10 protein-coding genes are annotated in these 10315 nt (G+C 71.6%); 1 reads left to right on the plus strand and 9 read right to left on the minus strand.

Annotation, left to right across the window (positions count from 1 at the left end; genetic code table 11):
* Positions 1 to 521: 521 nt before the first annotated feature.
* The 7 genes from IO39_RS40835 to IO39_RS40865 are packed head-to-tail and all read right to left on the minus strand — an operon-like array spanning position 522 to position 7632.
* Positions 522 to 1781 (minus strand): cytosine permease, encoded by a 1260-nt coding sequence (locus tag IO39_RS40835; protein ID WP_043636042.1) that lies wholly within the window; start codon positions 1779 to 1781, stop codon positions 522 to 524.
* A 2-nt stretch (positions 1782 to 1783) separates the two neighbouring features.
* Positions 1784 to 2209 carry an allophanate hydrolase-related protein gene (locus IO39_RS40840; protein WP_052424028.1) on the minus strand — a complete coding sequence of 142 codons (426 nt, stop codon included), beginning with the start codon at positions 2207 to 2209 and terminating at the stop codon, positions 1784 to 1786.
* Positions 2206 to 3165, minus strand: coding sequence for a carbamate kinase (locus tag IO39_RS40845; protein ID WP_043636044.1), 960 nt, complete (start codon positions 3163 to 3165; stop codon positions 2206 to 2208). Before IO39_RS40845 ends, IO39_RS40840 begins: the two co-directional genes overlap by 4 nt.
* Entirely contained in the window at positions 3162 to 4577 is a 1416-nt protein-coding gene (locus tag IO39_RS40850; RefSeq protein WP_043636047.1) for a YlbE family protein, read from the minus strand. Before IO39_RS40850 ends, IO39_RS40845 begins: the two co-directional genes overlap by 4 nt.
* A gap of 23 nt (positions 4578 to 4600) precedes the next feature.
* Positions 4601 to 6127, minus strand: coding sequence for an acyl-CoA synthetase FdrA (gene fdrA, locus IO39_RS40855; RefSeq protein ID WP_043636050.1), 1527 nt, complete (start codon positions 6125 to 6127; stop codon positions 4601 to 4603).
* A complete protein-coding gene (locus tag IO39_RS40860) occupies positions 6124 to 6957 on the minus strand; it encodes an oxamate carbamoyltransferase subunit AllH family protein (protein WP_043636054.1) in 834 nt (277 codons plus the stop codon). Before IO39_RS40860 ends, fdrA begins: the two co-directional genes overlap by 4 nt.
* Positions 6958 to 6963: 6 nt before the next feature.
* A complete protein-coding gene (locus tag IO39_RS40865) occupies positions 6964 to 7632 on the minus strand; it encodes a cysteine hydrolase family protein (protein WP_043636057.1) in 669 nt (222 codons plus the stop codon).
* A 113-nt stretch (positions 7633 to 7745) separates the two neighbouring features.
* On the opposite strand from IO39_RS40865, the gene IO39_RS40870 reads away from it, so the two are divergent.
* Positions 7746 to 8627, plus strand: a complete 882-nt coding sequence (locus tag IO39_RS40870; protein WP_043636060.1) for a LysR family transcriptional regulator — start codon at positions 7746 to 7748, stop codon at positions 8625 to 8627.
* Positions 8628 to 9272: 645 nt separating this feature from the next.
* Here the strand turns inward: IO39_RS40870 and IO39_RS55400 are convergent.
* The gene (locus tag IO39_RS55400) at positions 9273 to 9956 is read right to left on the minus strand and encodes a hypothetical protein (protein WP_043636062.1); all 684 of its coding nucleotides are present in this window, start codon (positions 9954 to 9956) and stop codon (positions 9273 to 9275) included.
* On the minus strand, positions 9931 to 10315 hold a 385-nt coding region (locus IO39_RS57095), incomplete at its 5' end, for a hypothetical protein (RefSeq protein WP_211267354.1). The genes IO39_RS57095 and IO39_RS55400, both read right to left, overlap by 26 nt.

A 10315-nucleotide genomic window follows, 5' to 3' on the forward strand; every position in this document is an offset into this window, starting at 1 on the left:
AGGCTGCCGGGGGTTCAGCCGTCACGTACTGATATCGCCGACGATCACCCTGTCGCTACGGGCAGTTGTCGCCGTCCCGTCCATCAGCACGTCGACCGCAAACCGTAGCCCCTCATCGCCGACCACCAGCCGCGGTGTGCGGCAGCGCCCGGTCATATGGCCGCGCGGGGTGGATTGTTATCCCTTGATGTTCGACGCTGGACCCATGATGAAGATTCCGCCGGGATCGGCTCGCCGGCTGCGTCTCTATTGCCAGCCGGCAGAAGGATGGACACCGACGCAGCCGTGGTGCAGCTCTCTGGATGTCTCGCTGCCTGATGGTCAGGTCACGGTGTCGAGGACTTCGTGAACGGCTCGGCCTGCACGGTGGGCTGACGGTACGGCGGTGACTGAGGGAGGCGGCGGGCCATGGTGCGCGCCGCCTCCTACCGTGTGCGATGCAGCTGAGCAGCTGTTTCGCGTGACTACCCACGATGGCGATCGCAGTGCGCGCCGAGGCCGTGACCGTCTCGCGGGACGCCTCAGGCGGTGCGTTCGCGGCGGGCGCCGGTCGCCAGGGCGGTGATGAGGGCGTAGAGGAGGCCGCCGAACAGCAGGGAGTCGATCGACGGGATGTGGGTGAGCGAGAAGGTGCCGTACGCGGTGAGGTAGCCGACCACCGATCCGCCCGCCCACGCCACGAACGTCGGCAGCCTGACCGCCGCCCCGTACGACAGGGCGTCGGCGTCGTAGCCGTTGCGCCGGTACAGGATGAAGTCGGCGATGATGATGCCCGCCACCGGCGGCGCCGCGATGCCGAGGAAGAGCAGGAAGTTCGGCAGCCAGGCGGAGACGTCGAAGCTGCCGAGCACGGCCGCGCCCGCGCCGAGCGCGATGGAGACCTGCCACTTCCTGACCCCGGGGACCAGCGACGACACGGCGAGCGTGCCCTGGAAGATGTTGCCCGCGTTCGCCGTGATCGAGGCGAACACCAGCAGCGCGACCGCCGGCAGCGCCGAGGCGATCAGCGCCATCGCGTCGATCAGCGCGGCCTGCCCGGTCAGCGCGGCCGGTACGGCCCCCGCGACGAACAGCAGCGGGTACGCGATCCCGAAGGCGAGCACGCCCCCGGTCAGCGCCTGCCTGCGGCCCCTGGCGAAGCTGCCGAAGTCGGCGGAGGTCACCGCGAGCACGGTGCCGGTGCCGACCACCGACGAGACGGCGACGCCCCAGTCCATCGGCGAACCCGGCGTGACGAAGTCGCGCGCCGAGCTGAGCGAGACGTACACCAGGTAGCCGAGCAGCAGCGCGATCACCGGCACGGCGAACTGCGCCACCTTGCCGAGGATCTCGAAGCCGAACGCCGTGGCCGCCACGAACAGCACGCAGCCGAACGCCACGAGCACCGGCAGCGGCACCTGCACCCCGGTCAGTTCGGCGACCAGGCGCTGCGCGGCGGTGCCGAAGCCGTTGGCGGTCACGGTGGCCCAGCCGAACACGCTGACCCCGAGCAGCGCGGTGATCGCCTTGGCGCCGCCGCGGCCGAAGGGGAAGCGTACGACGTCGTACGTGGGCTGCCTGGCGTGCTCGCCGATCGCCAGCGTGAGCACCGCGACGATCATCAGGACGAGCGAGCCGGCCACCACCGAGGTGACCACGCTCGAGAACGGCAGGCCGCTGCCGAGTGTCGGCGAGGACAGCACGACCGGCGTGGTGATGATGCCCAGCAGGATCAGCGCGATCCGGTAGCCGGGAGCGCCGGTCGCGGCCTCGGCCCTCTTGGCCGGGGTGTCGGTCGTCATGGTCAACCCTCTCCGAGCGTGGCGACGTAGCGCCGCCAGCCCGCGAACTCTGTGATCTCCCGCTTGCCCGCCACCAGGAACGGCTCGCCGATCACGCCGAGCACCTCCGTGCCGTCGGCGAGGGTCACCTTGCCGACGGAGAGCCCGGCGGGCTCGGACAGCAGCACGCCCGCCAGCGCTTGCGCGGGCACGTCCCAGACCTCCACCTCGACCGACACGCCGCTGCCGTCGGTGGTGCGGATCATCGCGGGGTGCCGGTCGTCGATGCTCCACAGCCGGTAGCAGGGGGCGGTGGCGTCCTCGCGCAGGAACGTGGCGCCCGCGCCGGTGAGGTTGCCGTTGAGTTCGAGGCCGCGCATCAGCGTGCCGTTCACGGCGAGCGCCACGCCGGTGGTGGGGCCGGTGGTGGGGCCGGTGGGGGTGGTCATGGGGTCTCTCCCTTGCTGATCCAGGTGCCGGTCGTGCCGGACAGTGCGTCGGCGAGCCGGTCGGGGGCGGTGATCAGGCCGTACGAGGTGGGCCTGGCCCGCAGGAAGTCGATGATCGCCTCCACCTTGGGACGCATGCTGCCCTCGCCGAAGTGCCCCTGAGCCGCGTACTCGGCGGCGGTGTCGGGGGTGAGGTGGTCGAGCCACTGCTCCTCCGGCGTGCCGAAGTGGATCGCCACCCGGTCCACGCCGGTGGGGATGGCGAGCAGGTCGGCGCCGAGTTCGGCGGCGAGCAGCGCGGCGGCCCGGTCCTTGTCGATGACCGCCTCCACGCCGGTGAGCAGGCCCGCGGCGTCACGGGCGACCGCCACGCCTCCGCCGCCGCCCGCCACCACCACGGTCCCGCCGCCGACGAGGTCACGGATGGTGCCGAGCTCGACGATCTCGACGGGTTCCGGCGAGGCCACCGTACGGCGCCAGCCGCGTCCCGAGTCCTCGGTCACCGTCCAGCCGAGCTCGGCGGCGTAGCGGCGGGCGGTCTCCTCGTCGAAGAACGACCCGATCGGCTTGGCGGGCCGCTCGAAGGCCGGATCCTCCGGGTCGACCACGGTACGCGTCACCAGGCTGACCACCGGACGGCTGAGCCCGCGTACGGCCAGCTCGTTGGAGAGCGCCTTGGTGAACATGTAACCGATCGCCCCCTGGGTGTCGGCGACCGCGTAGTCCAGCGGCACCGGCGCCACCTCGGCGGCGGCCAGCTCGGAACGCCGCAGGATGAAGCCGACCTGCGGGCCGTTCCCGTGGGTGACGACGACGTCCCAGCCTTTCGCGATCATGTCCACGATGGCCGGCACGGTACGCACCACCGTGTCGTACTGGTACGGAATCGCCTCGTGGGCCGAGTCGCGGACGAGCGCGTTCCCGCCGAACGCGACGACGGCGAGCCCGGCCTTCACGCCGCGGCCCCGGCGAGTCCGAGCCCGTCGGCGAGGGCGACGACGGCCTGGGTGAAGCAGGGCAGCGGGGCCGTGGTGACACCCGCCCCGATCTGCCCCACCCCGGCCTCCTTGTGCGCGATGCCGGTGTTGATGACGGGCTGGAGGCCCGTGTCGGCGACCGCGCGTACGTCGATGCCCGCCGCGCTCGCGCCGAAGTCGAGCGCGGGCAGCGTGAACACCGGGTTCGTGCCGATCGTGATCTCCCGCATTCGGCGGCTGTGCGCGGTCGCGTCGGCCGGCGTGCCGCCGACGAACTTGACGATCGCGGGCGAGGCGGCCATCGCGAAGCCGCCGAGCCCGGCGGTCTCGGTGATCGCGCTGTCCCCCAGGTCGGGGGCGGCGTCGTCCACGCTGTAGCCGGGGAAGAACAGGCCGTCGACGGGGTTGGCGGGCGCCTGGAACCAGCGGTCGCCGGTGCCGGAGACGCGGATGCCGAAGTTGACGCCGTTGCGCGCCATCGCGGTGACCATCGAGCTGTGGGGCACCCCGGCGGCGGCGTCGAGCATGGCCTTGCAGGCCGCCATCGACACGTTCAGGAAGAAGTGGTCGTTCCCGGTGATGAACTCGGCGGCCCTGCGCAGCACGGCGTTGTCGGGCTCGGTCGCGATGAGCGCCGGCAGCAGCCGCTTGAGCAGCAGGCCGGTGGCCGCCGCGTTGCGGTTGTGCACCTCGTCGCCCATGTGCAGCGCCTGGCCGATGAGCGGCTTGAGCTCCAGGCCCTCCAGCCGCCGTACGGCGGGCCGCAGCGCCCCGGCCAGCTCGCCGCCGATCCACCTGAGCCGGTCGAGCACGTCGGGGCCGTTCGCGCCGAAGCGCAGCACCTTGCCGAGCCCCTCGTTGAAGTTGCTGTAGGCGAGCCTGCCCGAGGTCGCGTCGCGTACCACCCAGACCGGCATCGACGGGCTGATGACGCCGGCCATCGGGCCGACCGCGCCGTAGTGGTGCGCGGGTGCGAAGGAGATGGCGCCCGACGCGGCGAGCTCGGCCGCCTGCCCGGGCGTCTGCGCCCAGCCCTCGAACACGATGGCCCCGGCGATCGCGCCCCTGACCGGTCCCGCCATCCGCTCCCAGGCGATGGGCGGGCCCGAGTGCAGGATCAGCCGCTCCCCTGCCATCTCCGTGATGGCCTCCTTCGCCGGTACGACGTCCGTCAGCACCGGCTGCGCGGACAGGTAGCGCTCGAAGGCGACCTGATTGGCCCGCTCGACCTCCGGATGACCGACGAGCCTGGCCAGCGCCAGCGCGGCGTCCGGGTCACCGCCCGCCGGAGGACGCCAGTCCAGGGTGGTCACGGACCCTCCGGCGGCGCGGAGGTCGTCGCCGAACCCGGCGAGACCGACGTTCACCACGTCGAGGTGCTCGCTCCACATATGTCTCTGCCTTCCTTCCCCGGTCACGGGGTCATCCGGGCGGCGATCACGGCCGCCTGGGCGTTGTTCTCCGCCACCAGGACGCCGGCCTCGCGCAGCCGCGCCACGACGGCCGAACGGTCCTGCGGGTCGTCGTCGGTGCCGCAGACGTGCGCGACGAACGCCGGCGCCGGGCCCTCGCGCACGGCCCGCGCCTGTTCGATGGCTTCCAGCAGGCCGGAGACCGGGTCGTCGGCCGCGCCGTACCCGAGGACGACGTCGAAGAGCACGACGGCGGTGGCCGGGTCGACGGCCTCGGCGAGCAGCCGCTCGTCGCGCGGCGCCGGGTCGATCATGGGATGCGGCCGGCCGCGCGTGAACACGTCGTCGCCCAGGTCGAGGAGCGTGTGCCCGGTGCTGACGGCGACGTCGGCCGGCATGGTGTTGCCCGCCACGGGGGTGTTCGACGCGGCCCGGATGCCCTCGGCCCGGGCCAGGAGCTGCGCCTCGTAGCAGAACGTGCCGCCGCTGAACACGCCGCGCAGGTCACGCTGCCCCGGCGCGAAACACACCTGTTCGTACGCCTCCGCCGGGCTTTCCGCGGGCCGGTCCGCGCCTCGTACGAGCGCCACGGCGGCGTCGGCGGCGCCGGCCAGCGTGGCGGCGAACCGCACCCCCGGCGTGTCGCCGCCGAACGCGGCAGGGTCGGCGCCGAGGAAGCAGATCACGACGGGCACGTCGAGCGCGCGCGCCTCCTCCACGACGGCCTTGGCGACCGTCTCGGCCGGGGGCTTGGAGAGCAGCACGATGACGTCGGTCCCGTCGTCGGCGGCGAGCGCGCGGAGACCGCGGAGCATGGAGATCGCGCCGACCTCCGCCGACAGGTCGTGCCCGCCGGTGCCGAGCGCCTGCGAGACGCCCTCCCCGAGCTGGTGGATCCGGGAGGTGATCTCCTGCATGCCGGTTCCCGACGCGCCCACCACGCCGATCCGGCCGCGCCGTACGACGTTGGCGAAGCCGAGCGGGAGGCCGTTCACGATCGCGGTGCCGCAGTCGGGGCCCATGACGAGCAGGTCGCGTTCCTCGGCGAAGCGCTTGATCTCGATCTCCTGGTCGAGCGGCACGTTGTCGCTGAAGACCATGACGTTCAGCCCGAGCCGCAGCGCCTTGAGCGCCTCGGCGGCGGCGTACGGGCCGGGCACCGAGATCAGCGCCAGGTTGTGCGCCGGGTTCTCCTCCACGGCCTGCCGCAGGCTCCTGAGCGGCGGCGCGGCCACCTCGCCACCGGCCCCGCGGGACGACGGCTGCTCCGACAGCCGCTCGTCGGCCAGCTCCAGCGCCCGGACGGTGGCCGGCTCGTCGCCCATGACCGCGACGACCAGGTCGCCGGGACCGGCGTCCACCTCGCCCAGCCCGGCCTCCCGGAGGTTGTCCAGGTTGGTGCCGGTTCCCATCACGACGGAGGCCGCTTGGATGCCGGGCAGCTCGGCCAGCGCCGCGGAGAGCGCCATCAGGGCAACGGAGTCCTGATAGCGGTTGGGGTAGATGCGATGTTCGCGAATGCTGCTCATGCCGCCTTCCGATCTGGGGAGAAGCCGAGTACGCGCAGGCCGAGCAGGACGCCGGCGACGCCGTCGGCTCCCGAGCTGGCCCCCACGCGCAGCGCGGCCTTGGTGCGGGCCGGTAGGCCGGCTCCGCTGACGAGCGCGTCCACCAGGCCGATGATCGGCTCGCTGAAGTGGCCTTCGGCAGCGAGCCGCAGGTAGTGGGCGCCGACGTCGGTGGTGCGGTGGGCGTGCACGCGCACGCCGTCCGCGAGGGTGTGGAAAGCCCGTGCGGCGGGCCGGCCGATCCGTGACAGGACGGCCAGCGTGCCGACCAGCAGGTCGTCGCCGCTGGGGGTCAGGCCGGGCCCGAAGCCGACCAGCCGGGCCACGGCCCCCGGCACCTCGTACGGCCGGTCGGTCAGCGCCTCCAGCAGGCGCTCCGCCCGTACGTCGAGGCCCGGCACACCGATGCCCCTGGCCAAGACGTGCCGTTCGCGCAGCTCGGCGACCTGCTCGGCGCCGGTGATCACGGACCGCGCGCGTACCGGTGTCGGTGACAGTGACAGTGGCGGTGTCGGTGGCGGCGGCGGCGTCCAGACCGGCACGGCTCGCAGGTCGAGCACATGCGGACCGAACGACAGGATCCCCGCCGAGCAACGTACGGGCTCGCCTGCCCGCGCCTCCGGCCTCCACCCCGTCACCCGGACGGACGTCGGCGTGTGCGGCGCGGCGGCGTCGTGGACGGTCAGCAGGAGGCCGTCCACGACCAGGTTGCACGCGGTCGCGAAGACGCTGTGCACCGTCCCCGCGAAGCCCGGCCCCGGCACCAGGTAACCCTGGGAGACGGCGACCATGACGAGCTAGCCGTTCAGCAGGTCCACGGCGCGCTTGGAGTCCGACACCCAGCCGAAGATCGCGCCCTGGGCCTTGATCATGTCGAGCCCGACCCGGAGGAACTCGGGGAAGTAGGAGCCCACGCAGTCCTCCAGGACCACGCACTCGAACCCGCGGTCGTTCGCCTCGCGCACGGTGGTGTGCACGCACACCTCAAGGGTCACGCCGCAGACCAGCAGCGTACGGATCCCCCGGCTGCGCAGGATCGCTTCGAGGTCGGTGGCGTAGAACGCGCCCTTGCCCGGCTTGTCGATCACCGGCTCGCCCTCGATCGGGTAGAGCTCGGGGATGATGTCGTGGCCCTCCTCGCCGCGGACCAGGATACGGCCCATCGGCCCGTCGGTGCCGATGAACGTCTTGCCGCCCCTCGTACGCTTGGCGGGCGGGCAGTCCGCGAGGTCGGTACGGTGGCCCTCGCGGGTGTGGATCACCAGCATCCCGGCGGCCCGAGCCGCCTCCAGGACGGCCCGCGTCGGCTCGATCGCGCCGCGCAGCAGCGACACGTCGTTGCCGAGCAGCTCGCCGAAACCGCCCGGCTGCAGGAAGTCCCGCTGCATGTCGATCACGACCAGCGCCGTCGTCGCCGGGTCCAGTTCCAGATCGAACGGCTCGGCTGCAATGCTCCTGGCAGTCACAGGCCAACTCCCTTGGTGTCCAGCGGTGTTCACGCTCGGTACCCAGACTGCCTTCTACCAGGCTATTCTGTCCAACAGATAGAGTCGGTCGCCTTCATCGAAACGGTCGATAAATGGAGCTCAGGCAGCTGTCACACTTCCTCGCCGTGGCCCGGCGACGCAGCTTCACCCAGGCCGCCCACGACGTGAACGTCGTCCAGTCGTCACTGAGCGCATCCATCCGCCAGCTCGAACGCGAGCTCGGCGCCACCCTCTTCGACCGGACCACCCGCAGGGTCGAGCTCAGCCCGGCGGGCCGCGCGCTCCTCCCGATCGCCCGCCACATCCTCGCCGACGCCCGCGCGGCCAGGGCCGAGATCTCCGCCGTCCAGGGGCTGCTGCACGGTCAGGTGGCGCTCGGCACGATCCAGATGCTCACCTGGGTCGACCTCGCGGACGTGCTGGCGCGCTTCACCAAGGCGTACCCCGGGGTCGAGATCAGCCTCCTGGAGGCCCCGGTCGACGAGATGATCGAGGCCCTGCGCAGCGGCGAGCTGGACCTCGCCTACCTCGCCTGCGGCATGGACGAGCTGCCCGCGGCGCTCACGGTGATCGACAGCGACACCGAGCCGCTGGCGGTGGTCGCGGGCCCCGGTCATCCGCTGGCCGAGCAGCCGGGCGTCCGGCTGGCCGACCTGGCGGCGGAGTCGTTCGTGGAGTTCCAGGCCGGGACCGGGTTGCAGACCGTCGTCGACCGGCTGTGCCACGACGCGGGGCTCAAGCGGCGGATCGTGCTCAGGACCACCCAGCTCGACCTGCTGGTCTCGCTGGTGAGGCACGGGCTGGGGATCGCCGTCCTGCCTGTGGGGGTGGCCAGGCAGGCCGGCCTGAAGGCCGTCCCGATCATCGGGAACACCGCCACCCGCACGGTCGCGCTGGTCACCCGGACGGGCCACGACAGCAACCCGGCCGTACGGGCTCTGCTCGACCTCCTGCGCCCTCAGACCGTGTCTTGATGGGCGATCTTCCGTGGCACAGGTCGTGGAAGCGTTCTGTCGAGCTGAGCTCATGCGGCGCAACTACTTCCACGCCGTCCTGGAGGCGCCCAAGAGCGCGGCCGACAAGCTGCGAGCTCTGACCAATAATGCGCGAGGGTCCCTTGTTGAGTTCGTGCTCCAGCGCTTGCGGCAGCGCCGGGCGGGTGAGCCTCTGGCGCGGAACGCCGCGAACCCACCCCGCCTGCCACGCCATCGGCCGAACCAGGTGGAGGTGCTCCTGGCGCGCTCGGAGCTGGCTCGCTTCCAGAGTCTGCACACCGAAGCGCTGGCCCACGCCGACTGTGCGCGGCACCTGGCAGGCAAGGGGTACGCGCTGGCGCTGGGCAAGGCGCACAGCGCCATCTCGGTCGCCTGTCTCGGCCTGGGCGACCTGGCCTCCTGCGAGGAACAGTGCGAGCAGGCGCCGCAGGTGTCCCGGCGAACCGAGCAGCGGCCCGCCCCGGGCCAGAACGCTGATCATTTGGGGCAGGTGCTGCGGGCAACGGGCAGGCAGGGCGCGGTTCGGTCGGCTTGGCAGCGCGCACGCCATCGCCAAGAAGGCCGGCGCGCCGGAACGGACGGAGGCGTTCGCGTTGCTGCACGCCCCGTCCTGATCCGGCCCGGTCAAGAGAGGACGCCGGACTGTCCGGGCTCTTTTCCATTCGGGCATGTTCCCGGCCGGTACGTGCCCGTCACGTCCTCCGGAGCGATCTCGCTGATCACGACGTCGTCGGCCACGCTCACGACCCGGGAATCCCGCATGAAGACGTGGGTGTAGGTGCGTCCTGTGGGAAGCAGCCTCAGCTCGTAACGAAAGCCGTCCTTGATCCGGACGTAGAGGCCGTTGTCCTCTGAGAAACCGCCGGCATCCTCTTGCGGTCGCAGCGGTCCCACGGCGTCCAGGAGCACGTCCTCCAGTGTGGGTTTCGCCGAAATGCGCTCCCGCCTGATCTCGCACAGATCTTCCCGGAACTCGGTCCGCTCATCATCGGGCGCGGCCCAGTGGACCACCAGTTTCTTGCCGCCTCCGCCGCTCCCCGGTTCACCGGTCATCGTGCTGTGCAGCCTGGTCACCCGTTCACCGGACTCGTCGACCACGACTTTCAACTGGACCCGGGAGAATTTGGACGCGAACGCCTTCGGATCGGCATTGTCGTGGCCGAGAAAGGACTGGAGGCGGAAACTGATGGCATAGGCGTCCAGAGCCGGGCCACGCCGCGCGGTCACCACGAAGAAGACAGCCGTGACGAGAACGCTGAGCACGAGGGCCCAGTACAGCGTTTTAGCGAAGGCGGCCGGAAGACGCACGTCTCACTCCCCCACGAAATCTCCAAGAGCGCCGACGGCGCGACCTGATCTCGGCCGGCGGCAGGCCCTCCACCCGCACCAGCAGACATCGCAGACGGCCCACCGCCGCCGCCACCCAGAACCGGCCCATCAGCCGGTGCACGGGCACGCTTTCCCTTCGCCCGCTCGACAGGACGGCATCGACCCGCACCTCCGCCTCGCTCATTCCCCACACCAGGATCGACCGTCGCCGGCTGAAGGGGCCGGCCTTGGCCGTGTGCTGACGCTCGCCCATGACCGGCATGGTGGCGGCCACTCTCCGGTGTTCCTCGCTGAAAACGCTCATTCTCATGCGATCCGGCCTGGCCGCGGGTCCTTGG

The organism is Nonomuraea candida (assembly GCF_000725485.1).
GTDB classification, from domain to species: domain Bacteria; phylum Actinomycetota; class Actinomycetes; order Streptosporangiales; family Streptosporangiaceae; genus Nonomuraea; species Nonomuraea candida.